This is a genomic window from Amycolatopsis sp. MEPSY49 (assembly GCF_051337345.1).
Lineage (GTDB): Bacteria > Actinomycetota > Actinomycetes > Mycobacteriales > Pseudonocardiaceae > Amycolatopsis.
The window spans coordinates 303,855-330,837 of the sequence record NZ_JBDLYJ010000003.1 but is presented as its reverse complement, the minus strand read 5'-3'; the positions used below and the strand labels follow the sequence as shown (position 1 = coordinate 330,837).

Genomic DNA, 26,983 nt, shown 5'->3' with positions numbered 1-26,983 from the left:
TCCCGCCGGCGAGCCCTCACCGTCACCCGCCGACGGCGCCACGCCCACCGCCGCCTGCCCAGCTCGCGCCGCCTCTCCCGCACCCCTCCCCGCCGGCGAGCCCCCACCATCAGCCGACGGCGCGCCGCCCACCGCTCCCTGCCCGGCTCGCGCCACCGCTGGAGTCCTGCCGCCCCACGACTCCCGCCCGGCCGCCACCCCCGCAGCCCCGCCGACCCCTCGATCACCTCCCGCCGGCCGCTTACCCCGCGGTACGCCCTTTTCCGCGCCCGGCTGACCGATCCTGCTCTTCGGCATCGTCCTCAACTCTCGTTCGCATTAGCAAATGGTCGCGGCCGATTCGGACGGTCGCGAGTGGTTCATCAAGGCCGTGCCGGCACCGGCCGCCTCATCCCCGCCGCGCCCACCGTCTTGAATGACTCATTCAAGTCACCGCAGGTCCTGAATGACTCATTCAAGACACCCGGCACCCAGTCGGAAGCTCATGAACGACCCGTTCATGTCATCTGGCGACAGGAACGGGTCGTTCATGTCGTCGCGCCGAGCCCGACCCGGCTTACCCCGTCGGCAACGTCACCCGGATCCGGCTCCCGGCCCCCACGGCCTCGATCGTCCCCCCGTGCAGCTCCACAGCCCACCGGGCGATCGCCAACCCCAACCCGGTCCCGCCACCCGAAGAACGCTCCCCCCGCGTGAACCGCTCGAACACCCGCACCCGGTCGGCCGGCGCGATGCCCGGTCCCTCGTCGCACACGTCGATGCGCACCTCGCCCGGCCGGACCTCGGCGAGCACCTCGACCGACCCGCCCGCCGGACCGTGGCGGGCCGCGTTCTCCAGCAGGTTCGCCACCACCTGGAACAGCCGCCCGCGGTCCGCCACCACCACGGCGTCCGGCGGCGAAACCGACACCGAGAAAGTCACCCCGCGCACCAAAGCCGCCTCGGAGACCGCCGAGGAAAGCAGCGACGAAAGCGGAAACGACGTCTTGTGCAGCGGAATCGCCCCCGCGTCGAGCCGCGACAGGTCTAACAGCTCGTCCACCAGGGTCGCCAGGCGCTCGGTTTGCTGCAGCGCCGTCTTCAACGTGGCGGGATCGGGATCTTCGACCCCGTCGACCAGGTTCTCCAGCACCCCGCTCAACGCCGTGATCGGCGTCCGCAGCTCGTGGGACACGTTCGCGATCAGCTCGCGCCGCTGCCGGTCCGCGTCCCCGAGGTCGCCCGCCATCTGGTTGAACGCGGACGCCAGCGACCCCACCTCGTCCCGCGTGGTCGCGCGGATCCGGCGCGTGTAGTCGCCCTTCGCCATCGCGCGCGCCGCCGCCGTCATCTCGCGCAGCGGCCGCGTCATCCCGTGGGCCAGCACCTGCGACAGCACCAGCGCCAGCACCATCGCCGTGATCGTCGTCTTCGGTGGCAGCCAGCCGATCTGCCAGTTGAAGAACGCGAACGCGACGCCGCCGGACGCCACCATCAGGATCGCCAGCTTCAGCTTGATCGACCGGATCCGGTCCAGCGGCCGCGGCACGAGGTTCACGATCCCGCCTCCAACGCGTAGCCGACGCCGTGCACGGTCCGGATCAGGTCGGCGCCGAGCTTCCGCCGCAGCGCCTTGATGTGGCTGTCCACCGCCCGCGTGCCCGCGGACGTGCTGTGGACGTCCCAGTCCCACACCTCCGACAGCAGCCGTTCCCGCGGCTGCACCACCCGCGGCCGCCGCGCGAAGTGCACCAGCAGGTCGAATTCGATCGGCGTCAGCTGCGCCGCGACGCCCGCCCGGGCGACCCGCCGCTGGTCGACGTCGATCTCGAGGTCACCCAGCACGATCCGCGTGCCCACCACCGACGAGGAGCGCTCGACCCGCCGCAGCAGCGCGTGCACCCGCGCGGTCAGCACCCGCATCGAGAACGGCTTCGTGAGGTAGTCGTCCGCGCCGACCCCCAGCCCGACCAGCATGTCCGTCTCGTCGGCGCGCGCGGTCAGCATGAGCACCGGCACCGGACGGCGGCCCTGGATCCGGCGGCAGACCTCCAAGCCGTCGAACCCCGGCAGCATGACGTCCAGCACCACCAGGTCCGGCTCCCCGGACGCCTCGGCCGAGACCGCCGCCGGCCCGTCGTGGGCGACGTCCACGGTGAAGCCCTCGGCCCGCAGCCGGGCCGCGATCGACGCGGCGATCGTGACGTCGTCCTCGACGACCAGCACCCGCCGCACTCCCGGTTCCATGGCCACGACCTTAAGCACCCCCGGTGGAGACGGTTCGCGTGAACTGTGAAGATCCTGTGGAGACGTTTCACCCGCTTTGCCGGTTCGTTGCGGCGAGATGTGTGACGCAGGTCATGCATCCCCGAGCCCGTTCGCGCAATCGACAGACTGCACTCCTGATCAGCGAAGAGTGAACAGACTGCCGTTGCCCCGGCGCTGACCAGGCGCGCAGGATTCCGCAATGGCGCCGACACCCGCAGACCAGCGCGTGCACGACGACGGCCGGGTCGAGCTCGACCCCGCCGACGTCCCGTCTCTCGAAGGCAGCCGGTTCTTCAACGAGGAACTGGCCCCCGTCCCCGTCGAAAAACGGACCTGGACCACCTACAACTACTTCGCGCTCTGGATGGGGATGGCGCACAACATCCCCAGCTACGCCCTGGCCGCGTCGCTGATCGCGCTCGGCATGAACTGGGTGCAGGCGCTGATCACGATCACGATCGGCAACCTCGTCGTGCTCGCGCCGATGCTGCTCAACAGCCACGCCGGCACGAAGTACGGCATCCCGTTCCCGGTGTTCGCCCGCGCGTTCTACGGCCTGCGCGGCGCCAACCTCGCAGCGCTGCTGCGCGCGTTCATCGCGTGCGGGTGGTTCGGCATCCAGACGTGGGTCGGCGGCGAGGCCATCTACGTCATCCTCGGCCGCCTGCTCGGCTCGTGGTGGCGCGACTCCGCCGTCGTCGCCGGGCAGCACTGGACGCTCTGGCTGTCCTTCGTGGTCTTCTGGATCGGCCAGATGCTCATCATCTGGCGCGGCATGGAGGCGGTCCGCCGGTTCGAGAACTGGACGGCGCCGCTGGTGTCCGTCGGCTTCCTGATCATGCTCGGGTACGTGCTGGTCAAGGCGGGCGGCCTCGGCCCGATCCTGTCCGACGGCGGCAAGCTCGGCTGGGGCCCGGACTTCTGGAAGGTGTTCGCGCCGGCCCTGATGGCGATGATCGCGTTCTGGTCGACGCTGTCGCTGAACATGCCGGACTTCACCCGCTTCGGCGGCAGCCAGCGCAAGCAGGTCCGCGGCCAGATCCTCGGCCTGCCGACGACGATGACGTTCATCGCCATCGTCGCCATCCTGACCACCTCCGGAGGCCAGGTGCTCTATGGCAAGGACATCTGGGACCCGGCGCAGCTGGCCGACCGGTTCGACAGTCCCGTCGTGGTCGTCGTCGCGCTGGTCGCGCTGGTGCTGGCCACGATCTCGGCCAACCTGGCGGCCAACGTCGTCAGCCCGTCCTACGACTTCTCGAACGCGTTCCCGAAGCGGATCACGTTCGCGATCGGCGGCGGGATCACCGGCGTCATCGGCATCCTGATCCAGCCGTGGCGGCTCTACTCCGACCCGAACATCTACATCTTCGCCTGGCTCGGCTTCTACGGCGGCCTGCTCGGCGCGGTCGCCGGCGTGCTCGTCGCCGGCTACTGGGTCATCAACCGCACGAAGCTGCGGCTGAAGGACCTCTACACACCCGATGGGGTGTATTGGTTCAGCGGCGGCTGGAACTGGCGCGCGCTGGTCGCGACGCTGGTGGGAGCCGTGTTGGCCGTCGGTGGCGCCTACGGCGGGCCGTTCCCCGACGCCGGGCTGATCCCGTTCCTCAAGCCGCTTTACGACTACAACTGGGTGGTCGGCCTGGTCGGCGCGTTCGTCGTCTTCGCCGTCCTGTCCCGTCCCGCAACGAAGGAGGAAATCAGTGAGCGTGGTTCGAGCCGGCCTGATCCAGCAGCGGTGGACGGGTGACAAGGAGTCCATGATCAAGGCGGCGGTCGACCACATCGCCACCGCCGCTTCGCAGGGCGCCCAGGTCGTCTGCCTCCAGGAACTGTTCTACGGGCCGTACTTCTGCCAGGTGCAGGACGCCGACTACTACTCCTACACCGAGGCCATCCCCGACGGGCCGACGACCCGGCTCATGCAGGAGGTGGCCCAGCGCCACGGCGTCGTGCTGATCGTGCCGATGTACGAGGTCGAGCAGCCCGGCGTCTACTACAACACCGCCGCGGTGATCGACGCCGACGGCACGTACCTCGGCAAGTACCGCAAGAACCACATCCCGCAGGTCAAGGGGTTCTGGGAGAAGTTCTACTTCCGCCCCGGCAACCTCGGCTACCCGGTGTTCGACACGGCCGTGGGCCGCATCGGCGTCTACATCTGCTACGAGCGGCACTTCCCGGAGGGCTGGCGCGCGCTCGGCCTGGCCGGGGCGAAGATCGTGTTCAACCCGTCGGCGACGAGCCGCAGCCTGTCGCAGTACCTGTGGAAGCTGGAGCAGCCGGCGGCCGCGGTGGCGAACGAGTACTTCGTCGGCGCGATCAACCGGGTCGGCGTGGAACCGCTGGGCGACAACGACTTCTACGGCCAGACGTACTTCGTCGACCCGCGCGGGCAGCTGGTCGGCGACGCCGCGTCCGACACCGACGACGAGGTCGTCGTGCGCGACCTCGACCTCTCGTTGCTCGAAGAGGTCCGGAACACGTGGGCGTTCTACCGCGACCGCCGCCCGGACACCTACGGCCCGCTCGCGGAGGCCTGATGAGCACGCTGATCAAGGGTGGCCAGGTCGTTTCGCCGTCGGGCGCGCTGCTCGCGGACGTCCTCGTCGACGGCGAGACCATCGCCGCCGTCGGGGCGCCCGGGACGCTGACCGGCGACGAGACGATCGACGCCACCCGCAAGTACGTGCTGCCCGGCGGCATCGACGCCCACACGCACATGGAAATGCCGTTCGGCGGCACCCACTCGGTCGACACGTTCTCGACCGGGACCACGGCGGCGGCGTGGGGCGGCACGACCACGATCATCGACTTCGCCGTGCAGGCCAAAGGCACGTCACTGCTGTCCACTTTGGACAAGTGGCACGCCAAGGCCGACGGCAACTGCGCGATCGACTACGGCTTCCACATGATCGTCTCCGACGTCAACGACCAGTCGCTGAAGGAGATGGAAGCCTGCGTCGACGGCGGCGTCGGCAGCTTCAAGATGTTCATGGCGTACCCGGGGGTGTTCTACTCCACGGACGGGGAAATCCTGCTCGCGATGCAGAAAGCCCGCGAAATCGGCGCTACGATCATGATGCACGCGGAAAACGGCATCGCGATCGACCAGCTGGCGGCGCAGGCGTTCGCCGCGGGCAACATCGACCCCGTACAACACGGCCTCACGCGGCCACCGGAACTGGAAGGAGAAGCGACGTCGCGGGCGATCCAGCTCGCGAAGGTCACCGGATCGCCGTTGTACATCGTGCACCTGTCGGCGTCGCAAGCGCTTGCGGCCGTCGCGGAGGCGCGCGACGACGGTCAGAACGTCTTCGCGGAGACGTGCCCGCAGTACCTCTACCTGTCCATTGAGGACTTGGCGAAGCCGGACTTCGAAGGCGCGAAGTACGTCGCCTCGCCGCCGCTGCGGGAGAAGTCGCACCAGGCGGACCTGTGGCGCGGGCTGCGGACGAACGACCTGTCCGTGGTGTCCACCGATCACTGCCCCTTCTGCTTCAAGGACCAGAAGGAACTGGGGCGCGGGGACTTCCGGGCCATCCCGAACGGGATGCCGGGTGTCGAGCACCGGATGGACCTGCTGCACCAGGGCGTCGTCGCCGGTGAGCTGACACTCGGCCGCTGGGTCGAGACGTGCTCGGCGACGCCGGCGCGGATGTTCGGGCTGTACCCGCGCAAGGGCGTCATCGCGGCGGGCTCGGACGCGGACATCGTGATCTACGACCCTGCGGCCAAGCAGACACTCTCGGCCGAGACGCACCACATGAACGTCGACTACTCGGCGTACGAGGGATTCGAGATCACCGGTCGGGTGCACACGGTACTGTCACGTGGGCGCGTTGTGGTGTCGCCGGACGGGTTCACCGGGTCGACGTCACACGGCAAGTTCCTGTCCCGCTCGCTCAACCAGTACCTCAACTAGGAGCGCGCGATGGACTTCGGGATCGTGCTGCAGACCGACCCACCGGCGCGGGACGTCGTGCGGCTGATGAAGGACGCCGAGGACGCCGGGTTCCGGTACGGCTGGACGTTCGACTCCTGCGTGCTGTGGCAGGAACCGTTCGTCATCTACTCGGCCGTGCTGGCGGCGACGTCGTCCCTCATCGTCGGGCCGATGGTGACCAGCCCGGGCACGCGCGACTGGTCGGTGCTGGCGTCGACCTTCGCCACGCTCAACGACATGTACGGCAACCGGACCGTCTGCGGCATCGGCCGCGGCGACTCCGCGCACCGGGTCGTCGGCAAGCCACCGTCCACTTTGGCCACCGTGCGCGACTGCATGCGCGTGGTCAAGGATCTCGCCGAGGGCCGCGCGGTGGAGATGAACGAGAAGACCGTGCAGATCCCGTGGATCCGCAACGGGCGGCTCGAGATGTGGATGGCCGGGTACGGGCCGAAGGCGCTGCAGACGGTCGGCGAGCACGCCGACGGCTTCATCCTCCAGTGCGCCGACCCGGCGATCGCGCGCTGGACGATCGGCGCGGTCCACGACGCCGCGCGAGCGGCCGGCCGCGACCCGGGCGGCATCACGATCTGCGTCGCGGCGCCGGCGTACGTCGGCGACGACCTGCCGCACCAGCGCGAACAGCTGCGCTGGTTCGGCGGGATGGTCGGCAACCACGTCGCCGACCTGGTCGCGCGGTACGGCTCGTCGGGTGCGGTGCCGCGCGAGCTGACCGACTACATCCGCGAACGGGAGGGGTACGACTACAGCCACCACGGCAAGGCGGGCAACCCGTCGACGGAGTTCGTCCCGGACGAGATCGTCGACCGGTTCTGCCTGCTCGGCCCGGCATCCGCGCACGTGGAGCGGCTGCAGGAACTGGCGGAGCTGGGCGTGGACCAGTTCTCGCTGTACCTGATGCACGACGACCGCGAGGCGACGCTGGCGTCCTACGGGGCGCAGGTCATCCCGAAGCTCACCACCTGAGCGAATTGCGGTTTACCCCACCCCGGATTCGGTGGTCTACCCCAATGCGCCCACCGGGTCCGGGGCGGGACGATCTTGACATGACCTCTCGGAAACTCCGCACGGCGACGGCGCTGGGGGCCGCCGCGCTCGCGGTGGGCGCCCTCGCCCCCGTGGCCGCGGCGAGCCCCGCCCGGATCGTCTGGGAAGCCTCCTGTCCGACCGGCTACGAATGCGGCCACCTGGACGTGCCACTGTCCTACCAGGACCCATCGGCGGGTACCGTCCGCATCGCAGTGGCCCGGTTGCCCGCCACCGACCGGGCCCACAAGCTGGGCACGATCTTCTACAACCCGGGCGGCCCGGGCTCGTCCGGCCGCTACGCGCCCGCGTTGACGCCTTTCCTGCACGAGCGGTTCGACCTCGTCGGGTTCGATCCCCGCGGCGTCGGCGCCAGCTCGAAGATCCACTGCTTCACCGATCCATCGCAGCTCGAGGTGCTGCAACGCGCGCTCGGCACGTTCCCGCTGACGCGCGAGGCCGAACAGCGGCAGATCGCGGACACTCACACGGTCACCGATCTTTGCGAACAGAACGCCGGCCCGTTGGCGAACCACCTGTCGACCGGGACGATCGCGCGTGACCTCGACCGGCTGCGAGCGGCGTTCGGCGAGCCAAAACTGCGGTACTACGGGAAGTCGTACGGCACCTACCTCGGCGAGACGTACGCCAACCTGTTCCCCGGCCGAGTAGGCTCGCTGGCGCTCGACGCCGTCGACGACCCGGTACGCTGGTCGACCGGCTCCGGCCCGATGAGCTACCGCCTGCGCGGCTACGAAGACGGCCCACGCTCGATCCAGTCCTTTTTGGACGCTTGCGCGTCGCGCTGCACCTTCGACTACGACGCGATCCTGGACCGGCTGGATGCCGGCCCGATCACGGTAACCGACACGACCGGCAAGCAGCTCGTCGTGACCTACCAGAGCGCGATCGCCCAAATCCACGACTACCTGACCGACGCGCGGGCCGCGCCGCAGCTGGCGGCGTTCCTGCAGGCACTGGCGGACCCGGCGGCCCGCGCGCCGGCGTCGGCGGGCGGGCCGCCGGACGTCGACTCCCTGCTGGGCGGCGGCGCGACCCTGTGCTCGGACGCGGCGAACCCGCGCGATCCGGCGGTCTGGTGGGACTACGCGCAGCGCGCCGACCAGGTCGGCCGGGGCTTCGGCCCCTACGACGTCTACAAGACGCTTCCCTGCGCCACGTGGGACGTCTCGGACCCCGGCCGGTACGCGGGCCCGTGGAACCGCCCGACGGCGCCGATCCTGCTGCTCGCCAACCGCCGGGGCGACCTGGAAACGCCGTACGCCGGAGCCCAGCGGACCGAGAAGCTGCTGGCCAACGCGCGCCTGCTGAGCCTCGACACGTACGGCCACGGTTCGCGCGGCAAGAGCGCGTGCGTGGACGCGTGGCTCGACCGGTACTTCGGCACAGGTTCGGTACCCGCCCGCGGCACGCTCTGCGCCCCGGACGCCGGACCCTTCGGCTGACGCCGGACCGCGGTGGCCGGGGACGGCCCGGCCACCGTCCGGTCAGTCGCCCGTGCCCTCTTCGGGCTTCTCGGGGGTTGCCAGATGGTCGACTTCGATGGTCCATTCCTTGGCCAGCGCGGCGATCGCCCCGACCGCGGTGACCACCGGGGCGGCGATCGCGGCCACGACACCGGCCGTGACCGGGATCTCCAGCACCGTGTGGCCTTCGTCGTTCTTGACCCGGATCCGCCGGACATTGCCTTGGTGGATGAGTTCCTTGACCCGCGCGACCAGGGCCTGGCCGCGGAACCGTTCGGCCCGCTTCGTCGTCGGTTTGTCGGCCGTCATGTTCGTTCCTCCTCCGGATGGGGCTGCTTCCCGAGTCTGCGCGGAGCCGTCGCCTGCAGGTAGGCCATCGCCGCTTCGGGATCGCCCAGCCAGCCTTCGTAGTCGGCCGGGTTCTCGAAGAGGTGCGCGAAGCGGTGCGCCACCTCGGGCACCCGCTGGGCGGCGGCCAAAGTCGCGAGGACGTGGTCCGGCGGTGGGGCCAAGAGGTCGTTGTTGAAGCGCGTCGCGTGCCGGGCGTGGTGCCAGTAGCGGGCGAAGGCGTCGTGCATGAACTCCTCGTCGAACGGCCGGTCGCCGCGATCGACGATGGCCTCCTGGTACGCCCGGGCGGCGCGGGCGGCCATGTTCGCGCCCTGGCCGCCGACCGGGTCGTTGGTCACCGCGGTGTCGCCCATCGCGAGGACCTTCGCCCCCGACGGCAGCGTGCCCACCGGGTGCCGCACGATCGGCGTGATCCGGCCGTGCAGCATCTCGGTGGGCGCCACGGGACGAGCGTTGTCCAGCAGCGTCGCCTGCCAGGGGTACTGCGTGCGCAGCAGCTTGCGGGCGGTCTCGTAGTGCTGGTCGACGTCGGCGACGTCGTCCCAGACGTCCATCGGGCCGCCGGGCAGGCCGAAGAAGCCGATGCCGTGCACCGGGCCGTGCACCGAAAGCACCGGCAGCAGGAAGAACTCGCCGACCGGGGCCATGCCGAAGGTGAGGCCGGGGACGGCGTCGAGCGCGCCGGCGACGTAGAGGATGCCGATCGCCCGCTGCGGTTCGCGATAGGGCGAGCGGGCGTCGTCGCGCGGGAAGAGCGCGTCGAACTGCGGCCCCCGCCCGGCGGCGACGACGAGCAGCTCGAACTCGCGGGCGCAGTCGTCGAGGTCGGCCGGGGTGACGCGGCGGATGCGCAGGTCACCGCCGAGGCGCCCGAACTCGGTCATCCAGTCGGCGACCTTGACGCGCTGGTCGACCGACTGGGCCGGCCGGTCGAGCCCGACGCGCCAGGAAATGGCGGGTTCGGCGCCCTCGCCGGCGGCGGCGAAGGCGACTTCGCGGATCGGCGGTGCTTCCCAGAAGTTGATGCCGAGCGCGCGTTCGCGCTGGAGAGCGGGGTCGAACAGGCACTGGTTGGAGACGAGCCGCCCTTCGCGCACGGCTTCCGCCGGGCGCTCGGCGAAGACCGTGACGTCGTAGCCGCGTTGCCGCAGCCCGATGCCGAGGACGAGCCCTGCCTGCCCCGCTCCGACGATCCCGATCCGCCGCATGGCCGCCCCCTCGGAAACCCTTTGCTGCCAACGTACTCGATTTCCGCGAACCGGCCCTGCCCGATCGGGCGGCCGCTAGGGTGGGCCGGTGACGGAACCGCCGAAGGGATTCGACCGCACGCTCCTCCTCCGCGACGGCCGCCGGGTGCGCGTCCGCCCGCTGACCCCGCAGGACGCCCCGGAGCTGGGCGAAGCGATCCGGAACGCGGACCCGGAGACGCTCCGCCGCCGGTTCTGCGGCTCGGCCCCGAGAGTGACACCCCGCCTGTTGGAGCGGCTGACGGTGCTGGACTACGAGCGCCGGTTCGCCCTGGTGGCCCGTTCGCTGGAGGGTCCGGGAGTGGCGGTCGCCCGCTACGAGGCAACGGGCCGGCGGATGGCGGAGGTGGCGATAGCGGTGGCCCCGGCGTGGCGCCGGGTGGGGCTGGCATCGGCGTTGCTCCACATGCTGGGGTTGGCGGCGTTGGAGCGCGGGTTCGAGAGGTTCACGGCGGTGTATTCGGCGGACAACCGCCCGGTGGCGGAGCTGCTGGACTACGCCCGCGGGCGCAGGGTGATCGCGGAGGGGGTGGCCGAGGCGGAGGTCCAGCTCCGGGACCACCCGGAGGCGCCGCACGGGGCCGCCAGACCGGAGCGGAGTTTTTCGTTCTTCAAGCCGAGTCCGTAGCAGACCGGCCCTCGCCCCGAAGATCCGCAAGCACAAGGACGCGATCGAGCCACCGTGCGGCCGCCGGAACCCGCTCAGTCCACCAGCGCCTGGTAGACCAGCTGCCGCAACTGCGACCGCAGCCGATAAGTACTCGACGGCAACAGCTGCGTATAGAACCCCACGGTCAAATCCTCGTCCGGATCCACCCAGAAAGCCGTCGAAGCCGCCCCGCCCCAAGCGAACTCCCCCGCCGATGACAACGTCCGGGCCTTCACCGGGTCCTCCAGCACCGAGAACCCCAACCCGAACCCGTGCCCGTCGAACGGCATCTCCGCGAACAACGGCCGCCCGAACTGCTCCAGATCCACGTGCCCGGGCAAGTGGTTCGAAGCCATCAGCGACACCGTCCGCGGCGACAGCAGCCGGACGTCGTCCAACGCCCCTCCGCGCAGCAACATCTCCGTGAAACGCCAATAGTCCGCAGCCGACGACACCAGGCCGCCGCCTCCGGACAGGCAGTCCGGGCGGGACTGCCCCAGCCGGCCGAACGCGTCGTTCCGGACCAGCCCGTCCGCCGACGGCACATAAAGAGCAGCCAACCGCGAAGGCGAAGAAGCCACGAACCCCGTGTCCGTCATCCCCAGCGGCGTGAAGATCCGCGACGCGAAGAACTCGTCCAGCGGAAGGCCGGAAACCACCTCGACCAGCCGCCCGAGGACGTCCGTCGCCACCGAGTAGTTCCACTCCGCTCCCGGCTGGAACACCAGCGGCAACGAGGCCCACCGCTCGGAACACGCGGCCAGGTCCAGGCCCGGCGGCGTTCCCCACTCGAAGCCCGCCGAACGGTAGATCGCGTCCACCGGGTGGCCGTGGTGGAAGCCGTACGTCAGGCCCGCCGTGTGCGTCAGCAGGTGCCACACGCGGATCGGCGCGACCGCCGGCTCGGTCAGGGGCGCCAGCGCCGACCCCTTGACGTACACCCGCGGTGACGCGAACTCCGGCAGCCAGCGCGAGATCGGGTCGTCCAGCTCCAGCAGACCTTCTTCGGCCAGCATCATCGCCGCGACCGACGTGATCGGCTTCGTCATCGAGAAGATCCGCCACAGCGTGTCGGTCTCCACCGGGGTGCCGGCTTCGACGTCGCTGTACCCGCCGCTGCCGAGGTGCACGATCCGGCCGTGCCTGCTCACCACCGCGAGCCAGCCCGGCAACCGTCCGTTCTCGACGTACCGGTCGAAGTGCGCGTCGATCCGGGACAGCCGGTCCGCGTCGAATCCGGCTTCGGCCGGGTCGACGTCCACCTTGAGGTTCGCCATGCGGCGAGGTTACTTCTCGCGGGCCCGTTCGGCCGCCTTCTCCTCACGCCAGGCTTCGTCGTTCTTGCCGAGGCGCCAGTACCCGGAGATCGACAGCAGCTCGCGCCGCACGCCGCGCTCGTCGAGCAGGTAGCGCCGCAGGTCGCGGACGAAGCCCGCCTCGCCGTGCACGAACGCCTGGACGACGCCGTCGCGCCACGGCAGCGAGCGCACCGCCTCGGCGACGTCACCGCCGGCCGACCGGTGCAGCCACGTGATCTGCGCGTCGGCCTTCGTGACCAGCGCCTGCTCCTCGTCGGCGTTCTCGACCAGGATCACGGCGTGCGCCGGGACGCCCGCCGGCAGCGCCTCGAGGGACGCCGCGATGGCGGGCAACGCGCTTTCGTCCCCGGCCAGCAGGTGCCAGTCGGCCTCGTCGCCCGGCGCGTACGCGCCACCGGTGCCGGACAGCAGCAGCTCGTCCCCCACCCGGGCGGCCGCCGCCCACGGGCCGGCGATGCCCTCGTCGCCGTGGTGGACGAAGTCGAAGGTCAGCTCGCCGGCCTGCGGGTCGAACGCCCGGACCGTGTACGACCGCATCCGCGGCCAGTGCTCCCGCGGCAGGGTCGCCCGGCACTCCTGGACGTCGAACGGCTCGGGGTACTCGACGCCCGGCACCTTGAACAGCACCTTGACGTAGGCGTCGGTGAACGCGTTGGGCCGGAAATCGGCGATGCCCTCGCCGCCCGCGACGATCCGGATCATGTGCGGGGTCAGCCGCTCGGTGCGCAGCACGCGCAGTTTCACCGCGGGCCGTCCGGACCGCCGGGGTGCTTCGGCCATCGGCCAACTCCTCGCTCAGCTACTAAGGCTTACCTAAGCAACCGTACGCGCCGGAGCTGCCCGCTGCCTACTCGGATGTCGCCAGTTCCTCGAGCATCCGGGCAAAAGCGACAGACGTCCGCGCGCGGAACCCGACGAAGAACCGGTTGGCGAGCGGGACACCCCAGCGCCCCCGAGTGGCCGCGTTGACCACGCGATGCTCGACGCGCGCACCGGCCGGATCCGGCGTGACGCGGTATTCGCCGCGGTACCACCAGCCACCCTGGACCGCGAGGAACCCGCGCTCGCGATCGACCTCCGTCCGCATCGGGTGGCCGCCCCCGGTCACCCGCCGCCGCAGCGCCTCGAACACCTCGCCGGGCGGCCGCGCGACGACCCCCGACACCTCCGCAAGCGCTTTCACCCGCGCGGATCCGAGACGCGTGTGTTCTGGAACGCCGTGATCAGCCACTCGCCGTCCTCCTCGACGAGCACGAAGCTGACAGTCGATTCGCGCCCCTCGTCGGTGGTGTCCGCGCCGGTCAGCGACGAGCCACCGCCGACGACGACCACGGCGACGTCGGGCCGGACGAACCGCACCTTCGCCGCCGCGCCGAGCTGCCCGGTCAGCTTGGAGCCTTTCAGCGGCCCTTCGAAGAGAGCGCGGTGCGAGCTTTCGATCGCCTCGCGGCCGGGGAAGTTGAGGCCGAAGAACGTCACGTAGTCCGCGTCTTCGGTGAAGAGCCGGCCGTACGCGGTGGCGTCGCCGGCGTTCCAGGCTTCGGTGAGACGTCCGAGCACGGCCCGGACTTCGGTTTCCGCGGTGGTCATGAGATCCCCTTCACGAACGCTGTTCGTTTGACGAACACCGTTCTACATACGAACACTGTTCGCGTCAAGTACAGTGTTCGCGTGACCGTTCCCCCGCCCCCGTGGCGCAGCGCCCCGCGCCGGCGCGCCGCGAAACCCGCGCTCTCCCAGGAGCTCGTCGTGAAGACGGCGCTGGCAGTCCTGGCGAAGGAGGGCCTCGACGCCGTCACCATGCGGCGGGTCGCGCAGGAGCTGGAGACGGGGCCGGCGTCGCTCTACGCGCACGTGGCCAACAAGGACGAGCTGGCGGAGCTGATGCTCGACGCCGTGCTCGCCGAGGCGCCGATCCCCGACCCGGACCCGGCGCGCTGGGACGACCAGGTCAAGGACCTCGTCCGCGGCCAGATCCGGGTGATGGTCGCGCACCCCGGCATCGCCCGGGTGGCGTGGGACGTCGCCGTGCCGGTCACGCCGAGCTCGTTGCGGCAGGGCGAGGCGATGCTCGCACTGCTGCGCGCGGGCGGCTTGACGCTCAAGCAGGCGACCTTCGCGGGCGACGCCCTGGCGCTCTACGCCAAGGCGTACGCGTACGAAGCGAGCGGCTGGACCTGGGGCGACATCGACGAAGCGGAGACCGCGAAGCGCGGCGAGCAGATGGTGGCGTACATGCGCTCACTGCCCGCGGACGCGTTCCCGAACATGCTGCGGATCGGCGAGTTCTTCTCCGCCGAGACGGCCACCGAACGCCTCGAGTTCGCCCTCGACACCTACCTCGCCGGCTTGAAGGTGCTGGCGGCGAAGAACCGGTGATCCGGGTGCGACCGGGACTCGTGGTCCTCGTCGGCCCACCGGCCTCGCCGACCTGGGTTGTGGTCCGAGGGCGCGACCGCCGTGCACGACGTCCCCGGGCGCGCCCAGGCCGCAACGCCCGCCGAAGCCGCAGCGCGGTTCTCCTTCAGCTGACGCCTACGGCCGCAGGACGATCTTGCCGCGCGTGTGCCGCTGCTCCAGCTCGCGGTAAGCCTCACGAACCTCGGCCAACGGATAAACCCGCGCGATCGGGACCTCCAGCAATCCCTTGCCCACCAGCAAACTCAGCTCGCGCAGCACCTCGGCCGACGCGCCCGCCATGTTCCCCTCGGTCTTCACGTTGTACTTCGCGGCCGCCTCGAAATCGATGATCGTGTCGATCCGGCCGGGGTGGATCCCCAGGTGCAGGGCCAGTTCCACATAGCCCGAACCGAAGGTGTCGACGAACGCGTGCACGCCGTCCGGTGCGGCTTCCTTGATCCGCTCCAGCACACCGTCGCCGTAGGCCACCGGGATGACACCGAGCTCGTGCAGCCACGCGTGGTTCGCGGGACCTGCCAGGCCGATCACCTTGGCGCCGGCGAGCAGCGCCAGCTGGGCGGCCAGCGATCCGACGCCGCCGGCCGCACCCGAGACGACCACCGTGTCGCCCTCGCGCGGGCACACCGCGGCCGTCGCCGCGTAGGCCGTCGTACCCGCGACGAACAACGCGCCCGCGACTTCCCACGACACGTCGTCCGGCTTCGGCGTGAGGTCCGAAGCCTCCGCCACGACGTAGTCGGCGTGGCTGGAGCGCGTGTGCACGAAGCCGATCACCTCGTCGCCGACGGCGATCTCCTCGACGCCGTCGCCGAGTTCCGCGACGACGCCCGCGAAGTCACTGCCCTGCCCGGACGGGAACGTCGCCGGGAAGCGCTCGTGCAGGAGCCCCCGCCGGATCGCTGCCTCGCCCGGGTTGATCCCGGCGGCGCGGACCTCGACGAGCACCTGCCCCCGTCCCGGTGCCTGCCGCGGCACGTCCTCGACCCGGAGGACCTCCACGTCGCCGTACTCGTCGAACCTGATCGCGCGCGCCATGGGGCCTCCTAAAGTCGTTGCTCGATACAAGCAACGACCGGGCGGCCGGTTTTAATTCCCGTCAGCCCGCAAGGCGCCGGACGACGCCGTCGGCCAGCAGCCGGCCGCGGTCGGTCAGGACGGCGCGGCCGCGGGTGTCCAAAGCGGACGGATCGAGCAGGCCCTCGGCCGCGGCGGCGCGGGCTTCGGCGAGCCCGGGCTCGTCGAGCACGTCCAGCGGAAGTCCTTCCGCGACGCGCAGTTCGAGCATGATCCGCTCGAGGTGCTGGTCGTCGTCGGTGAGCACCTCGCGCCCGCCCGCGGGCGAGTCGCCGGCGGCCAGCAGCGCCGCGTAGCGGGACGGGTGCTTGACGTTCCACCAGCGCACCCCGCCGACGTGGCTGTGCGCGCCCGGACCGGCGCCCCACCAGTCGTCGCCGCGCCAGTAGCCGAGGTTGTGGCGGCAGCGGGCAGCGTCGGACGCCGCCCAGTTCGACACCTCGTACCAGCGCAGCCCGGCCGCCGACAGCGTCGCGTCGATCATCTCGTAGTCCGCGGCCAGCACGTCGTCGTCCGGCGCGGGCAGCTCGCCGCGGCGGACGCGGCGGGCCAGCGCGGTGCCCTCCTCGACGATCAGCGCGTACGCCGAGACGTGGTCGACCCCGGCGGCCAGCACGGCGTCGAGCGTCGCGAGCAAGTCGTCGGGACGCTCGCCCGGCGTGCCGTAGATCACGTCGAGGTTCACGTGCTCGAACCCGGCCGCGCGGGCCTCGGCGGCGGCCTGGCCCGGCCGGCCCGGGGTGTGCACGCGGTCGAGGATCTTCAGCACGTGCGGCGCCGCGGACTGCATGCCGAGCGAGACGCGCGTGTAGCCGGCTTCGCGGATGCCGGCGAAGAACTCCGGCGACGTCGATTCCGGGTTCGACTCCGTCGTCACCTCGGCGCCCGGGGCGAGCCCGAAGACGTCGCGGACGGCGTCGAGCACCGAGGCCAGACCGTCGGCGCCGAGCAGCGACGGCGTGCCGCCGCCGACGAACACGGTTTCGGCGGCGGGCGGCACGACCAGCACGCGCGCGGCCAGCTCCAGCTCGCGCCGCAGCCCGTCGAGCCAGGACTGCGGCGACGAGCCGGAGTCGAGCTCGCCCGCGGTGTAGGTGTTGAAGTCGCAGTAGCCGCAGCGCGTCGCGCAGAACGGGACGTGCACGTAGACCCCGAACGGCCGGCTGCCGACGCCCTTGAGCGCGCTTTCGGGCAGCGTGAGGTCGGTCGAGGAATCGGGCATACCCCGATTGTCCCCTACGAAGCCGGGGTGTTCGCCGCCGCCCACTCCGGGTCGACGGGGATCATCTCGATGACGTCCAGCAGCACGCCGTTCGGATCGGCGACGTAGAAGTGCCGCTGCCCGTAGGCCTCGTCGACGACCGGCGTGACCAGTTCCACACCCGCTTCTTCCAGCCGCTTCGCCTCCGCGGCCGCGTCTTCGACGACGAGCCCGAACATCAGCCCGGCGGTGTCCGCGGCCCGGTAGCCCGCGGGCACCGACTCGTGGCCGCGCTGGACGAAGCTGATCTCGTAGCCGGGCGCGCCGGCGTTGACGCTGGCGAACCAGTCCAGTTCCACGGTGACCACCAGGCCGATCACGTCCGCGTAGAAGCGGGTGGTCGCGGCGACGTCGTCGACCAGGTATCCCGCCCCGAACCCCTTGACCTGCATCCCCAGTTCCTCTCCATCGAACCACTCTGTCTGTAGTACTCTATCTGTAGTGATTTAATCGGGCAAGGAGGATTCGGTGCGGCAGAACACCGAACGGCGGACGGCCCTGACCGACGCGGCGATCGAGGTGCTGGCCCGGGACGGCGCACGGGGGCTCACCTACCGGGCGGTGGACGCGGAGGCCGGTGTGCCGCCGGGGACGACGTCCAACTACTTCCGCAGCCGCGACCAGCTGCTGGCCGAGGCCGGCGACCGCGTGCACGTCCGGCTGTCGGCTCCCGACGAAGTCATGGCCGCCCCGCGGGCGGAAGAGCCGTCGACCGCCCGGGTCGCCGCGCTGCTCGGCGACCTGATGACGCGGCTGACCACCCGCCGCAGCTCCTACCTCGCCCTGCTCGAACTGCGGCTGGAGGCGAACCGGCGGCCGGAGCTGGCGGCGGCGTTGACGGCGACCGTGAAGGAGAGCTTCGAGATCAGCCTGGGCTTCCACGAAGCCGCCGGGCTGCCGGGCGGACGCGACGAGGTTCTGCTGCTCTACTTGGCCCTGACCGGCCTGACCGTCGAGCGGTTGACATTGCCCGAAGCGTTCTCCGGGTACTCGGACGCGCAGGTCGTGAGCCTGCTGGTCGACCGCATTCTCCCAGGCGAGTGACCCTTCTCCCACCATTCGGGCAGGCCTGGACCACATTGTGGACGCGTGGCACGCTGACGCCGTGACTCATGCCGGTGTTCTCCTCGTGGCGCGCCGCCACGTCGACCTCCTGCGGGTCGCCAGCGCCCTCTGCGTACCCGTTCGCTGACTCCCGATCGCCACCACCTGCCACGAATTCTGGACAGCCGGCGCCGGAGGACACCCGCGAGCCGGTGGTCCTCCGCTGCCACGAAAGCCTCTCGGAGGACGCCGCCATGGCCACGCCCACGCGTCAGACCCCCGCCCGCCCCGCGCGCGCCAAGCAGAAGCGCGGCGAGGGGCAGTGGGCGCTCGGTTACCGGGAGCCGCTGAACCCGAACGAGCGGTCGAAGAAGGACGACCACCCGCTCAACGTGCGGGCGCGGATCGAGAACATCTACGCCCACCGCGGGTTCGACGCGATCGACCCGGGCGACCTGCGCGGCCGGTTCCGCTGGTTCGGCCTCTACACCCAGCGCAAGCCGGGGATCGACGGCGGCCGCACCGCGACGCTGGAGCCCGAAGAGCTCGACGACCGCTACTTCATGCTGCGGGTCCGGCTCGACGGCGGCGCGCTGACCACCGAGCAGCTCACCGTGCTCGGCGAGATCTCGCAGGCGTACGCGCGCGACACCGCCGACATCACCGACCGGCAGAACATCCAGTACCACTGGATCCGGATCGAAGACGTCCCGACGATCTGGCAGAAGCTCGAGAACGCCGGCATGACCACGATGGAGGCGTGCGGCGACAGCCCGCGCGTCATGCTCGGCTCGCCGGTCGCCGGCATCTCGGCCGACGAGGTCATCGACGGCACGCCGGCGCTGGACGAAATCAAGCGCCGCTACATCGGCAAGCCGGAGTTCGCGAACCTGCCGCGCAAGTTCAAGACCGCGATCTCCGGTCTCCCCGACGTGGCGCACGAGATCCACGACGTCGCGTTCGTCGGGGTGAACCACCCCGAGCACGGCCCCGGCTTCGACGTCTGGGTCGGCGGTGGCCTGTCGACCAACCCGATGCTCGGGCAGCGCCTCGGGGCCTGGGTGCCGCGCGACGAGGTGCCCGACGTCTGGGAAGGCGTCATCTCGATCTTCCGCGACTACGGCTACCGGCGGCTGCGCTCCCGGGCCCGGATCAAGTTCCTGGTCAAGGACTGGGGCGCGGAGAAGTTCCGGCAGGTGCTGCAGGACGAGTACCTCAAGCGCGAGCTGATCGACGGCCCGCCGCCGGAGAACCCCGCCCTGCCGGTCGACCACGTCGGGGTGCACCCGCAGGTCGACGGCAACTTCTACGTCGGCGCGGCGCCGATCGCCGGCCGCGCCAGCGGCGGCACGCTCGTCGCTGTCGCGAAGGCCGCCGAGCGGGCCGGGTCGACCCGGGTGCGGCTCACCCCGCTGCAGAAGATCGTCGTGCTCGACGTCGCCGAGGCCCAGGTCCCGGCGCTCGAGGCCGAGCTGGCCGAGATCGGGCTGGAGACGAAGCCGTCGCCGTGGCGGCGCGGCGTGATGGCCTGCACCGGGCTGGAGTTCTGCAAGCTCGCCATCGTCGAGACGAAGGCCCGCGCGCAGCAGCTCGTCGCGGACCTGGAGAAGTCCCTCGCGGACATCCAGGACGGGCTCGACACGCCGGTCACCGTGCACCTCAACGGCTGCCCCAACTCCTGCGCGCGGATCCAGACCGCCGACATCGGCCTCAAGGGCCAGATCGTCACCGACGCCGACGGCAACCAGGTCGAAGGCTTCCAGGTGCACCTCGGCGGCGGGCTCGGCCTCGACGCCGGGTTCGGCCGGAAGCTGCGCGGCCACAAGGTGACTTCGGGTGAGCTGACCGGGTACGTCGAGCGGGTCGTGCGCAACTACGTGGCCGGGCGCGAACCCGGCGAACGGTTCCCGCAGTGGGCCGCGCGCGCCGAGGAAAGCGCGCTGCAATGACCGCGCCGACGTACTCCCTCCCGCGGAGGCGCCAATGACAGAGCGCGCGACGCCGTACTACTGCCCCTATTGCGGCGACGAGGACCTGCGGCCGGAAGAGAACGGCGGCTGGCTGTGTTCCGCCTGTCGCCGGGTTTTCTCGGTCAAGTTCCTCGGACTGTCCCTTCCGGAGGTGTCCCGATGACCGCCACTGCCGACTACAAGACCCTTGCCGAGCGCGCGTCGAAAGAACTCGCCGACGCGACCGCCGACGAGGCGATCCGCTGGACCGTCGAGACGTTCGGCGACGACTTCATCGTCGCGTCCAACATGCAGGACGCCGTCCTGATCGACCTCGCCACCAAAGTGAAGTCCGATGTGGACGTCCTCTTCCTGGAGACCGGCTACCACTTCCCGGAGACCCTCGGCACGCGCGACGCCGTGCAGACGGTCTACCCGGACGTGAAGATCGTGAACGCCCAGGCCGAGCGGAGCGTCGCCGAGCAGGACGCGGAGTACGGCGCGAAGCTGCACGACCGCGACGCCACGCTGTGCTGCAACCTGCGCAAGGTCGTGCCCCTGCGCAAGACCCTGGCGAACTACTCGGCGTGGATCACCGGCGTCCGCCGGGTCGACGCGCCGACCCGCGCGAACACCCCGATCGTCACCTGGGACGACCGCAACGGCCTGGTGAAGGTCAACCCGATCGCGGCGTGGACCGACGACGAGTTCAACGGCTACATCCGCGAGCACGGGATCCTCGAGAACCCGCTGGTGTCGATCGGCTACCTGTCGATCGGCTGCGCGCCCTGCACGGCCCGCGTGGAGCCGGGCCAGGACCCGCGCAGCGGCCGGTGGGCGGGCCAGAGCAAGACCGAGTGCGGACTGCACGGCTGAGGAAGGGACGCATGACGACCTTGGAGCCCGCTACGGATGCGGCGCAGGACAATCTCGCGGCCTTGGAGTCCGAGGCCATCCACATCTTCCGGGAGGTGGCAGGCGAGTTCGACCGCCCGGTGATCCTGTTCTCCGGCGGCAAGGATTCGACGCTGCTGCTGCACCTGGCGATCAAGGCGTTCTGGCCGGCGCCGGTGCCGTTCCCGCTGCTGCACGTCGACACCGGGCACAACTTCGACGAGGTCATCGAGTTCCGCGACCGCGTCGTCGAGCGCCACGGCCTGCGCCTGGTCGTCGCGAAGGTCCAGGACTGGATCGACGACGGGCGCCTGGAAGAGCGCGCCGACGGCATGCGGAACCCGTTGCAGACCACGCCGTTGCTCGACACGATCGCGGAGAACAAGTTCGACGCCGTGTTCGGCGGCGGCCGCCGTGACGAGGAGCGCGCCCGGGCGAAGGAGCGGATCTTCAGCCTCCGCAACGCTTTCGGCCAGTGGGAGCCGCGCCGGCAGCGGCCCGAGCTGTGGAACCTCTACAACGGACGGCACCGCCCGGGCGAGCAGGTCCGCGTCTTCCCGCTGTCCAACTGGACAGAGGCCGACGTCTGGAACTACATCGCCCGCGAGAAGGTCGAGCTGCCGTCGATCTACTACGCGCACCGGCGCGAGGTCTACCTGCGCGACGGGATGCTGCTGGCGGAAGGCCCGTGGGGCGGCCCGCGGCCCGGTGAAGAAGTCCGCGAACTGACGGTCCGGTACCGGACGGTCGGCGACGGGTCGTGCACCGGCGCGATCGAATCCACCGCCACCACCGTCGAGGACGTGATCGCCGAGGTGTCGGCGTCACGGCTGACCGAGCGCGGTGCGACCCGCGCCGACGACCGGATGTCCGAGGCGGCCATGGAAGACCGCAAGCGTGAGGGGTACTTCTGATGAGCTCGCTGCTTCGCTTGGCCACGGCCGGGAGCGTGGACGACGGAAAGTCGACTTTGGTCGGCCGGCTGCTCTACGACACGAAGTCGGTGCTCGCCGACCAGCTCGACGCCGTCACGCGCGCGTCCGTCGACAAGGGACTGTCCACTCCGGACCTGTCGCTGCTCGTCGACGGCCTGCGCTCGGAGCGTGAGCAGGGCATCACCATCGACGTCGCGTACCGGTACTTCGCCACGCCGAAGCGGTCGTTCGTGCTGGCCGACACGCCGGGGCACGTGCAGTACACGCGCAACACGGTGACCGGCGCGTCCACCGCGCAGCTGGCCGTGCTGCTGGTCGACGCGCGCAAGGGCGTGATCGAGCAGACCCGGCGGCACGCGGCCGTGCTGGCGCTGCTGGGCGTGCCGCAGCTGGTGCTGGCGGTGAACAAGATCGACCTGGTCGACTACGACGAGGCCACGTTCACCGTGATCGCCGAGGAGTTCGCCGCGCACGCGCTCTCGCTGGGTTATGCGCGCGGGTCCGTGCTGGCAATCCCCGTGTCCGCGCTGGAGGGCGACAACGTCGCGACGCGCTCGGAGCGGACGCCGTGGTACTCCGGCCCGAGCCTGCTGGAGCACCTGGAGGACGTGCCGGTCGCGCCCGACCCGCACGACTCGGCGCTGCGGTTCCCGGTGCAGTACGTGATCCGCCCGCGGACGGCGGAATACCCGGACTACCGCGGCTACGCGGGCCAGATCGCCGCGGGGACGGTCCGCCCTGGCGACGAGATCGTGGTGCTGCCGCAAGGGATCCGCAGCCGCGTCGAGCGCATCGACACCGCCGACGGTCCCCTGGACGAGGCCGGCGCCGGGACGTCGGTGACGCTGCTGCTGGCCGACGACATCGACATCTCCCGCGGCGACCTGATCGCCGCGGCGGACGCGCCGCCGCGGGTCACCGACGAGATCACCGGCACGCTGTGCTGGCTGTCGTCGAAGCCGTTGAAGGAAGGGGCGCGGGTGCTGGTCAAGCACGGCACCCGCACGGTCCAGGCACTGGTCGGCGAGCTGCACGCGCGGTTCGACGAGCAGACGCTGTCCAGTGTGGACGACCCGGCTTCGCTGGAGCTCAACGACATCGGCCGCGTGACACTGCGGCTGGCCGAAGAGCTGGGCGTCGACGACTACGGCGTCAGCCCGCGCACGGGCGCGTTCCTGGTGATCGACCCGAAGGACGGCGACACGCTGGCCGCGGGCCTGGTGGGTGAGCGCTTCTCGTGACGCCGCCCCTGGTCGCCGTCGCGCACGGCAGTCGCGATCCCCGCTCGGCTTCGACCGTGCGGGCCCTCGTCGACGTCGTGCGCGCGCAGGCTCCGGGGCTGTCAGTGCACGAGTCCTTTTTGGATCTTTCGACGCCGCTCGTCACGGACGTGCTGCGGGGGCTGTACGCCGCCGGGCACCGGACCGCGGTCGTGGTGCCGTTGCTGCTGGGCAGCGCGTTCCACGCACGGGTCGACCTGCCGGCGCTGATCGACCAGGTCGTTTCCGAGTGCCCGGGCTTCCGCGTCGAGGTGTCGGACGTGCTGGGTGCGGACCCGGCGCTGGAGGCGGTGGCCCTGGACCGGCTGGCTGCCGCGCCACGCCGGCGTGGGATGGGTGTGCTGCTGAGCGCGGTCGGCTCGTCCAACGCGTCGGCGAACGCGGTGGTCGCTTCATTGGCGGGACGCTGGGAAGAGCGGCTGGGCGTCCCGGTGAGCGAGGCGTTCGCTTCGGCTACCCAGCCGGATATTCCGGCGGCTGCCGACCGGTTGCGTGCACGCGGAGTGCGGCACCTGGTCGTGGCGTCGTGGTTCCTCGCGCCGGGGCTGCTGCCGGACCGGATCGCGCGGCTCGCCCGTGAGGCGGATCCGGGGGCGTTCATCGCCTCGCCCCTCGCCGACGACCCGCGCGTCGCCGACGTCGTCATCAGCCGGTACGCCACCGCGGTGAGCGGACTGCTCCGCCAGTACGCCTGACCTCCGGCAACACCGCCAAAAGGCGAGTCTTATTCACATTTAGCGTCACCCTGCGCGTATGGGAACGGTAAATCCTTGACGCGCTAGTTAACTTGCCGGTAACTATCTAAGCGCTGCGCAGCTTTCTCCCTCCCCTCTTGAAACCGCAGGTAGGTGGATACAGATGAAAGCTCTTCACCTTTCCAAGCTGGGCGTTCTGGCCGCGGCCGCCGCCCTCCCGATCGCCCTCGCCGCTCCGGCGCAGGCGGCCACCACCGTCACCTTCGACTGCCAGGCCGACGCCCCGATCGTCGGGCCGCAGCAGGTGTCGCTGAACCAGGACACCGACGTCACGGCGCCCGCCACGGTCGCGCCCGGCGGCGCGTTCGACGTCGTCATCGATCCCGCGCCGAACACGGTCCCGAGCGACGTCAGCGGGAACAAGGTCAAGAACATCAACACCTTCGCGCTGAAGTTCCCGATCCCGGCCAACTCGACCTACGTCGGCGCGGATCTGACCGGCGGCTCCGGCCTCGGCAGCACCGCACCCACCATCGCGGTCGCGAACGGCGTCGCGACCCTGAGCTTCCCCGGCCCGATCGCCGGCGGCGCGACCTTCGAGCTGCCGACCATCACAGCGCACCTGACCGCGGGCCAGTCGGGCACGATCGAGACGAAGCTGTCCGGGACGAGCTACAGCGACCCGGGCCTGACGTTCAAGGCGGTGGCGAGCACGATCATCGGCGACATCACGGCGCCGACGGCGTGCTTCCCCAACCCCAGCCCGGTCTTCACCACGACGACCATCGGCTGACCGCCCGGGCCACCCCGCGGGTTCCCGCCCGTGGGGTGGCCCGCGCAACACCGGCCGCGCGCCACGGATGTGCAATTGTGTCGGCATGGCTGACGAACTGGTGCACTACGACGTGGTGGGCGGCACCGCCACGATCACCCTGGACTCCCCGCACAACCGCAACGCGCTTTCGGCCCAGCTACGCCGCGAGCTGTCGTCCGCGCTGGCCGGCGCCGCTTCGGACGACGCCGTGCGCGTGATCGTGCTGACCCACACGGGCCCGGTCTTCTGCGCGGGGATGGACCTCAAGGAGGCCCGCGGCGCCGGCGCGGGCGACCAGGGCGTGAACGAGTTCCCGAAGATCCTCGAGCAGCTGTGGACGAGCCCGAAGCCGGTCGTCGCGCGCCTGGCCGGTCCGGCGCGCGCGGGCGGCATCGGCATGGTGGCGGCGTGCGACATCGCGGTGGCGGTGCCGGAAGCGACGTTTGCCTTCTCCGAGGTCCGCATCGGCGTGGTCCCGGCGGTGATCTCCTTGACGGTCCTGCCGCGCCTGAACCCGCGAGCGGCGCACGAGCTGTTCCTGACGGGCGACACGTTCGACGCCCGCCGCGCGGTGGAGATCGGCCTGCTGAACTCGGCGACGTCCGATTTGGACGCCGAAGTCACGCGGTTCGTGAAGGCGCTGGCGGCGGGCGGCCCGAAGGCCCTGGCCGAGACGAAGGCGCTGCTGAGCCGCCCCCGCCCGGCCACCCCGTCGGACGGCTTCGAGGAGATGCTGGGGCTGTCGGCCAAGTTCTTCGCCAGTGAGGAAGGCCAGGAGGGCATCCTCGCCTTCGCCCAGAAGCGCAAGCCGAACTGGGTCCCGCAGGACTAGGCGCCCCAAGGCGGCCTTGGTTGCGTCTGACGCACCCAAGGCGGCCTTCGGTGCGTTGAATCAGCACTGCGGCGCGAAGCGCCTCCGTTGAGGGCGGCGGCGGGGGCATCGGTGGAGCACCGAAGGCCACATTGGGGCGCTTGGGTCACGCCGGGACTCGGGACTGCTTGCGCGGGATCAGCGCGAGCAGGCCCGTCACCCCGCCGCACGCCGCGGCGACCACGTACACCGGCGTCAAACCCCCGGCCTGGTAAGCGATCCCGAGCACCGCCACCCCCAGCGTCTGGCCGAACTGCCGGGTGGTCGTGAGGATCCCCGCGGCCATGCCGGCCCGTCCCGGCGGGGCCGCGACCGCGACCGCCGCGCCCATCGACGGGCCCGCGATCCCCACGCCCACACCGGTCACCGCCAGGCCGATCGGAATCCCGGCGACCAGCAGCACCACGCAGCCGAGCGCACCCAGCACCACCCCGGTGCCCAGCAGGACCCGCGCCGGGATCCGGTGCAGCACCTTCCCGAGGAACGTCGACGTCAAGAACGACGCCACGGCCAGCGGCGCCATCGCGAGCCCGGCCTCGACCGGCGACAGCGAAAGCGCCAGCCACAGCGACACGTACACCAGCGCCGCGAAGGTCAACGTCGACGCCGCCGCGCACGCGACCAGCGCCGTGAACCCGCCGTCCCGGAACAACCCCAGCTCCAGCAATGGTTCCGCCCGCCGCCGTTCCACCACGACGAACCCCGCGAAGGCGATCACCGAAATCCCCAGCATCGGCACTGAGCCGCCCGAGGTCAGCCCGTGCACCAGGCTCGCGGCGAACACCGCGAACCACACCGCGCCCGCGACGTCGAACCGGCCACGCCGAACCGGGGTGTCACTCCCGACCACGAACGCGGCGAACACCCCGGTGAGCAAAGCCAACGGCACGGTGACGAAGAAGATCGCCGCCCACCCGAAGTACTCGGTCAGCAGGCCGCCGACCACCGGACCCGCCGCCGCACCGAGGCCGTTCACCGCGAAGAACACGCTGATCGCGGTGCCTCGCGCCCGCCCCTCGTAACAGGCAGCCAGCAACGCGAACCCCGTCACCGCCAACGCCGCGCCGCCGATCGCCTGCGCTCCGCGCGCCGCGATCAGCGTCCCGATGTCTCCGGCGAACCCGCAGGCCAAGGACGCCAACCCGAACACCGCCAACCCCGCGAGGAACACCCGCCGCGGCCCCCAGCGGTCCGCGAGCGAACCCACGGCGAGCATCAGCACCGCCAGGACGAGCGTGTAGACGTCGGGCACCCACTGCAGCTGCTCCACCGACGCCGACAGGTCGGCACCGATCCGGGGCAGCGCCACCGTCACGACGGTGGTGTCCAGCAGGAACAGGAACGACCCCGCACAGACCGCGGCCAACGGCCACCACTTGCGCATCGAAACTCCCTTCGTGTGCCCCGAAGGGTGCGGTCACGACGCCGATCGCCACCAGAAACAAGACA

The 26,983-nt window shown here is 70.8% G+C and carries 29 protein-coding genes; 17 read left to right on the top strand and 12 right to left on the bottom strand.

All coding sequences use genetic code 11. The features are described 5' to 3' along the window. Positions 1 to 556: 556 nt before the first annotated feature. Together ABFJ78_RS16215 and ABFJ78_RS16210 are read right to left on the bottom strand one after the other, a co-directional pair. Entirely contained in the window at positions 557 to 1,537 is a 981-nt protein-coding gene (locus tag ABFJ78_RS16215; RefSeq protein WP_436387165.1) for a HAMP domain-containing sensor histidine kinase, read from the bottom strand. Continuing rightward, positions 1,534 to 2,226: a response regulator transcription factor gene (locus ABFJ78_RS16210; protein ID WP_436387164.1), complete on the bottom strand. Its 693-nt coding sequence runs from the start codon at positions 2,224 to 2,226 to the stop codon at positions 1,534 to 1,536. Before ABFJ78_RS16210 ends, ABFJ78_RS16215 begins: the two co-directional genes overlap by 4 nt. A 220-nt stretch (positions 2,227 to 2,446) precedes the next feature. On the opposite strand from ABFJ78_RS16210, the gene ABFJ78_RS16205 reads away from it, so the two are divergent. The 5 genes from ABFJ78_RS16205 (at position 2,447) to ABFJ78_RS16185 (ending at position 8,709) form a co-directional block, all read left to right on the top strand. Then, positions 2,447 to 4,000 carry an NCS1 family nucleobase:cation symporter-1 gene (locus ABFJ78_RS16205; RefSeq protein WP_436387163.1) on the top strand — a complete coding sequence of 518 codons (1,554 nt, stop codon included), beginning with the start codon at positions 2,447 to 2,449 and terminating at the stop codon, positions 3,998 to 4,000. Positions 4,001 to 4,010: 10 nt separating this feature from the next. Further along, the gene (locus tag ABFJ78_RS16200; RefSeq protein WP_436387791.1) at positions 4,011 to 4,793 is read left to right on the top strand and encodes a nitrilase-related carbon-nitrogen hydrolase; all 783 of its coding nucleotides are present in this window, start codon (positions 4,011 to 4,013) and stop codon (positions 4,791 to 4,793) included. Further along, entirely contained in the window at positions 4,793 to 6,175 is a 1,383-nt protein-coding gene (gene hydA, locus ABFJ78_RS16195) for a dihydropyrimidinase (protein ID WP_436387162.1), read from the top strand. Before ABFJ78_RS16200 ends, hydA begins: the two co-directional genes overlap by 1 nt. A 9-nt stretch (positions 6,176 to 6,184) precedes the next feature. Next, positions 6,185 to 7,183, top strand: a complete 999-nt coding sequence (locus tag ABFJ78_RS16190) for a TIGR03842 family LLM class F420-dependent oxidoreductase (protein WP_436387161.1) — start codon at positions 6,185 to 6,187, stop codon at positions 7,181 to 7,183. Positions 7,184 to 7,263: 80 nt separating this feature from the next. Next, on the top strand, positions 7,264 to 8,709 hold the full coding sequence (locus tag ABFJ78_RS16185; protein ID WP_436387160.1) for an alpha/beta hydrolase: 1,446 nt from the start codon (positions 7,264 to 7,266) through the stop codon (positions 8,707 to 8,709). A 42-nt stretch (positions 8,710 to 8,751) separates the two neighbouring features. On the opposite strand, the gene ABFJ78_RS16180 is transcribed toward ABFJ78_RS16185, so the two are convergent. Continuing rightward, positions 8,752 to 9,039 carry a DUF4342 domain-containing protein gene (locus ABFJ78_RS16180; RefSeq protein WP_436387159.1) on the bottom strand — a complete coding sequence of 96 codons (288 nt, stop codon included), beginning with the start codon at positions 9,037 to 9,039 and terminating at the stop codon, positions 8,752 to 8,754. Continuing rightward, positions 9,036 to 10,289, bottom strand: coding sequence for a styrene monooxygenase/indole monooxygenase family protein (locus ABFJ78_RS16175; protein WP_436387158.1), 1,254 nt, complete (start codon positions 10,287 to 10,289; stop codon positions 9,036 to 9,038). Before ABFJ78_RS16175 ends, ABFJ78_RS16180 begins: the two co-directional genes overlap by 4 nt. 88 nt (positions 10,290 to 10,377) lie before the next feature. On the opposite strand from ABFJ78_RS16175, the gene ABFJ78_RS16170 reads away from it, so the two are divergent. Next, entirely contained in the window at positions 10,378 to 10,956 is a 579-nt protein-coding gene (locus ABFJ78_RS16170) for an N-acetyltransferase family protein (protein ID WP_436387157.1), read from the top strand. A 74-nt stretch (positions 10,957 to 11,030) separates the two neighbouring features. Here ABFJ78_RS16170 and ABFJ78_RS16165 read toward each other — a convergent pair whose 3' ends face one another. From ABFJ78_RS16165 to ABFJ78_RS16150, 4 genes are all read right to left on the bottom strand, one after another. Continuing rightward, the gene (locus ABFJ78_RS16165; protein WP_436387156.1) at positions 11,031 to 12,254 is read right to left on the bottom strand and encodes a serine hydrolase domain-containing protein; all 1,224 of its coding nucleotides are present in this window, start codon (positions 12,252 to 12,254) and stop codon (positions 11,031 to 11,033) included. 9 nt (positions 12,255 to 12,263) lie between these two features. Continuing rightward, positions 12,264 to 13,076: a siderophore-interacting protein gene (locus ABFJ78_RS16160; RefSeq protein WP_436387155.1), complete on the bottom strand. Its 813-nt coding sequence runs from the start codon at positions 13,074 to 13,076 to the stop codon at positions 12,264 to 12,266. Positions 13,077 to 13,143: 67 nt separating this feature from the next. Further along, on the bottom strand, positions 13,144 to 13,479 hold the full coding sequence (locus tag ABFJ78_RS16155; protein WP_436387154.1) for a hypothetical protein: 336 nt from the start codon (positions 13,477 to 13,479) through the stop codon (positions 13,144 to 13,146). Next, complete coding sequence (locus ABFJ78_RS16150; RefSeq protein WP_436387153.1) at positions 13,476 to 13,886, bottom strand: SgcJ/EcaC family oxidoreductase; 411 nt, start codon at positions 13,884 to 13,886, stop codon at positions 13,476 to 13,478. Before ABFJ78_RS16150 ends, ABFJ78_RS16155 begins: the two co-directional genes overlap by 4 nt. 171 nt (positions 13,887 to 14,057) lie before the next feature. On the opposite strand from ABFJ78_RS16150, the gene ABFJ78_RS16145 reads away from it, so the two are divergent. Further along, positions 14,058 to 14,675: a TetR/AcrR family transcriptional regulator gene (locus ABFJ78_RS16145; protein WP_436387790.1), complete on the top strand. Its 618-nt coding sequence runs from the start codon at positions 14,058 to 14,060 to the stop codon at positions 14,673 to 14,675. Positions 14,676 to 14,831: 156 nt separating this feature from the next. On the opposite strand, the gene ABFJ78_RS16140 is transcribed toward ABFJ78_RS16145, so the two are convergent. The 3 genes from ABFJ78_RS16140 to ABFJ78_RS16130 form a co-directional block, all read right to left on the bottom strand. Further along, positions 14,832 to 15,752 carry an NADP-dependent oxidoreductase gene (locus ABFJ78_RS16140; RefSeq protein WP_436387152.1) on the bottom strand — a complete coding sequence of 307 codons (921 nt, stop codon included), beginning with the start codon at positions 15,750 to 15,752 and terminating at the stop codon, positions 14,832 to 14,834. A gap of 61 nt (positions 15,753 to 15,813) precedes the next feature. Beyond that, positions 15,814 to 17,013: a radical SAM family heme chaperone HemW gene (gene hemW / locus ABFJ78_RS16135; RefSeq protein WP_436387151.1), complete on the bottom strand. Its 1,200-nt coding sequence runs from the start codon at positions 17,011 to 17,013 to the stop codon at positions 15,814 to 15,816. A 14-nt stretch (positions 17,014 to 17,027) separates the two neighbouring features. Next, positions 17,028 to 17,444 (bottom strand): VOC family protein, encoded by a 417-nt coding sequence (locus tag ABFJ78_RS16130; RefSeq protein WP_436387150.1) that lies wholly within the window; start codon positions 17,442 to 17,444, stop codon positions 17,028 to 17,030. A 76-nt stretch (positions 17,445 to 17,520) separates the two neighbouring features. On the opposite strand from ABFJ78_RS16130, the gene ABFJ78_RS16125 reads away from it, so the two are divergent. From ABFJ78_RS16125 to ABFJ78_RS16080, 10 genes are all read left to right on the top strand, one after another. Next, positions 17,521 to 18,096 (top strand): TetR/AcrR family transcriptional regulator, encoded by a 576-nt coding sequence (locus ABFJ78_RS16125; protein WP_436387149.1) that lies wholly within the window; start codon positions 17,521 to 17,523, stop codon positions 18,094 to 18,096. 37 nt (positions 18,097 to 18,133) lie between these two features. Further along, positions 18,134 to 18,244, top strand: coding sequence for a putative leader peptide (locus ABFJ78_RS16120; RefSeq protein ID WP_352252756.1), 111 nt, complete (start codon positions 18,134 to 18,136; stop codon positions 18,242 to 18,244). Between the two features lie 106 nt (positions 18,245 to 18,350). Next, positions 18,351 to 20,045, top strand: coding sequence for a nitrite/sulfite reductase (locus ABFJ78_RS16115; RefSeq protein ID WP_436387148.1), 1,695 nt, complete (start codon positions 18,351 to 18,353; stop codon positions 20,043 to 20,045). A 34-nt stretch (positions 20,046 to 20,079) separates the two neighbouring features. Beyond that, complete coding sequence (locus ABFJ78_RS16110; protein ID WP_400876472.1) at positions 20,080 to 20,229, top strand: Insertion element protein; 150 nt, start codon at positions 20,080 to 20,082, stop codon at positions 20,227 to 20,229. Then, positions 20,226 to 20,921: a phosphoadenylyl-sulfate reductase gene (locus tag ABFJ78_RS16105; protein WP_436387147.1), complete on the top strand. Its 696-nt coding sequence runs from the start codon at positions 20,226 to 20,228 to the stop codon at positions 20,919 to 20,921. Before ABFJ78_RS16110 ends, ABFJ78_RS16105 begins: the two co-directional genes overlap by 4 nt. 11 nt (positions 20,922 to 20,932) lie before the next feature. Continuing rightward, the gene (gene cysD / locus ABFJ78_RS16100; protein ID WP_436387146.1) at positions 20,933 to 21,853 is read left to right on the top strand and encodes a sulfate adenylyltransferase subunit CysD; all 921 of its coding nucleotides are present in this window, start codon (positions 20,933 to 20,935) and stop codon (positions 21,851 to 21,853) included. Further along, entirely contained in the window at positions 21,853 to 23,115 is a 1,263-nt protein-coding gene (locus ABFJ78_RS16095; RefSeq protein WP_436387145.1) for a sulfate adenylyltransferase subunit 1, read from the top strand. The genes cysD and ABFJ78_RS16095 overlap by 1 nt, the downstream gene beginning before the upstream one ends. Further along, a complete protein-coding gene (locus tag ABFJ78_RS16090) occupies positions 23,112 to 23,849 on the top strand; it encodes a sirohydrochlorin chelatase (protein WP_436387144.1) in 738 nt (245 codons plus the stop codon). Before ABFJ78_RS16095 ends, ABFJ78_RS16090 begins: the two co-directional genes overlap by 4 nt. A 163-nt stretch (positions 23,850 to 24,012) precedes the next feature. Then, positions 24,013 to 24,642, top strand: coding sequence for a cyclase (locus ABFJ78_RS16085; RefSeq protein WP_436387143.1), 630 nt, complete (start codon positions 24,013 to 24,015; stop codon positions 24,640 to 24,642). A gap of 85 nt (positions 24,643 to 24,727) precedes the next feature. Continuing rightward, positions 24,728 to 25,495 carry an enoyl-CoA hydratase family protein gene (locus tag ABFJ78_RS16080; protein ID WP_436387142.1) on the top strand — a complete coding sequence of 256 codons (768 nt, stop codon included), beginning with the start codon at positions 24,728 to 24,730 and terminating at the stop codon, positions 25,493 to 25,495. A gap of 145 nt (positions 25,496 to 25,640) precedes the next feature. Here the strand turns inward: ABFJ78_RS16080 and ABFJ78_RS16075 are convergent, their stop codons facing one another. Continuing rightward, positions 25,641 to 26,918, bottom strand: coding sequence for an MFS transporter (locus ABFJ78_RS16075; RefSeq protein ID WP_436387141.1), 1,278 nt, complete (start codon positions 26,916 to 26,918; stop codon positions 25,641 to 25,643). Positions 26,919 to 26,983 lie beyond the last annotated feature (65 nt).

Excerpts from the sequence above, each read along its gene's own strand:
- ABFJ78_RS16210 (WP_436387164.1), bottom strand. The coding sequence starts at position 2,226 with ATGGAACCGGGAGTGCGGCGGGTGCTGGTCGTCGAGGACGACGTCACG.
- hydA (WP_436387162.1), top strand. The coding sequence starts at position 4,793 with ATGAGCACGCTGATCAAGGGTGGCCAGGTCGTTTCGCCGTCGGGCGCG.
- hemW (WP_436387151.1), bottom strand. The coding sequence starts at position 17,013 with ATGCCCGATTCCTCGACCGACCTCACGCTGCCCGAAAGCGCGCTCAAG.
- ABFJ78_RS16190 (WP_436387161.1), top strand. The coding sequence starts at position 6,185 with ATGGACTTCGGGATCGTGCTGCAGACCGACCCACCGGCGCGGGACGTC.
- ABFJ78_RS16105 (WP_436387147.1), top strand. The coding sequence starts at position 20,226 with ATGACCGCCACTGCCGACTACAAGACCCTTGCCGAGCGCGCGTCGAAA.
- ABFJ78_RS16075 (WP_436387141.1), bottom strand. The coding sequence starts at position 26,918 with ATGCGCAAGTGGTGGCCGTTGGCCGCGGTCTGTGCGGGGTCGTTCCTG.
- ABFJ78_RS16165 (WP_436387156.1), bottom strand. The coding sequence starts at position 12,254 with ATGGCGAACCTCAAGGTGGACGTCGACCCGGCCGAAGCCGGATTCGAC.
- ABFJ78_RS16180 (WP_436387159.1), bottom strand. The coding sequence starts at position 9,039 with ATGACGGCCGACAAACCGACGACGAAGCGGGCCGAACGGTTCCGCGGC.
- ABFJ78_RS16200 (WP_436387791.1), top strand. The coding sequence starts at position 4,011 with ATGATCAAGGCGGCGGTCGACCACATCGCCACCGCCGCTTCGCAGGGC.
- ABFJ78_RS16085 (WP_436387143.1), top strand. The coding sequence starts at position 24,013 with ATGAAAGCTCTTCACCTTTCCAAGCTGGGCGTTCTGGCCGCGGCCGCC.
- ABFJ78_RS16080 (WP_436387142.1), top strand. The coding sequence starts at position 24,728 with ATGGCTGACGAACTGGTGCACTACGACGTGGTGGGCGGCACCGCCACG.
- ABFJ78_RS16175 (WP_436387158.1), bottom strand. The coding sequence starts at position 10,289 with ATGCGGCGGATCGGGATCGTCGGAGCGGGGCAGGCAGGGCTCGTCCTC.
- ABFJ78_RS16130 (WP_436387150.1), bottom strand. The coding sequence starts at position 17,444 with ATGCAGGTCAAGGGGTTCGGGGCGGGATACCTGGTCGACGACGTCGCC.
- ABFJ78_RS16115 (WP_436387148.1), top strand. The coding sequence starts at position 18,351 with ATGGCCACGCCCACGCGTCAGACCCCCGCCCGCCCCGCGCGCGCCAAG.
- ABFJ78_RS16150 (WP_436387153.1), bottom strand. The coding sequence starts at position 13,886 with ATGACCACCGCGGAAACCGAAGTCCGGGCCGTGCTCGGACGTCTCACC.
- ABFJ78_RS16205 (WP_436387163.1), top strand. The coding sequence starts at position 2,447 with ATGGCGCCGACACCCGCAGACCAGCGCGTGCACGACGACGGCCGGGTC.
- ABFJ78_RS16160 (WP_436387155.1), bottom strand. The coding sequence starts at position 13,076 with ATGGCCGAAGCACCCCGGCGGTCCGGACGGCCCGCGGTGAAACTGCGC.
- ABFJ78_RS16185 (WP_436387160.1), top strand. The coding sequence starts at position 7,264 with ATGACCTCTCGGAAACTCCGCACGGCGACGGCGCTGGGGGCCGCCGCG.
- ABFJ78_RS16140 (WP_436387152.1), bottom strand. The coding sequence starts at position 15,752 with ATGGCGCGCGCGATCAGGTTCGACGAGTACGGCGACGTGGAGGTCCTC.
- ABFJ78_RS16095 (WP_436387145.1), top strand. The coding sequence starts at position 21,853 with ATGAGCTCGCTGCTTCGCTTGGCCACGGCCGGGAGCGTGGACGACGGA.
- ABFJ78_RS16110 (WP_400876472.1), top strand. The coding sequence starts at position 20,080 with ATGACAGAGCGCGCGACGCCGTACTACTGCCCCTATTGCGGCGACGAG.
- cysD (WP_436387146.1), top strand. The coding sequence starts at position 20,933 with ATGACGACCTTGGAGCCCGCTACGGATGCGGCGCAGGACAATCTCGCG.